This window comes from Polaromonas sp. P1_G2 (genome assembly GCF_056405515.1).
Genome location: NZ_JBFUBY010000966.1, coordinates 1 through 496, shown reverse-complemented (window position 1 = coordinate 496; position 496 = coordinate 1). Strand labels below are relative to the sequence as shown.

The following is a 496-nucleotide window of genomic DNA, read 5'->3' as shown; positions in this document are numbered from 1 at the left end:
GGCGGCTGATAGGCCCGCTCGGCTTGTGGCTGATCGTCTATTCGTCGATCCTCTGGTTCTTCATTCAGCGTCTCCGCAAGATTTCCGAGCGGCAGGCCGATGCGCGGTCGAGCATGACAGGCCGTATCGTCGACAGTTACACCAATATCGCGACGGTGAAGCTGTTCTCGCATGCCGGCCGCGAGGAGGACTATGCGAAGTCGGCGATGGATGAATTCCTGCACACCGTGCATGGCCAGATGCGCTATGTGACGATGTTCCAGGCGCTCGTCTACTTCAACAATGCGGTTCTGGCATTGCTGACGGCGGGACTGTCGATCTGGTTCTGGATGCATGGCTCGATCTCGACCGGCGTGATTGCCGTGGCGATTTCGCTGGCGCTGCGCGTCAACGGCATGTCGCAGTGGATCATGTGGGAAGTCTCGGCGCTGTTCGAGAATGTCGGCACCGTCTATGACGGCATGGCGATGCTGTCGAAGAAGCAGGAGATCAGCGA

Annotated in this window: 1 protein-coding gene; it reads left to right on the top strand. The window is 59.1% G+C overall.

The features are described 5' to 3' along the window. On the top strand, positions 1–496 hold a 496-nt coding region (locus tag AC1D0P_RS28580), incomplete at both ends, for an ABC transporter transmembrane domain-containing protein (protein ID WP_477679820.1).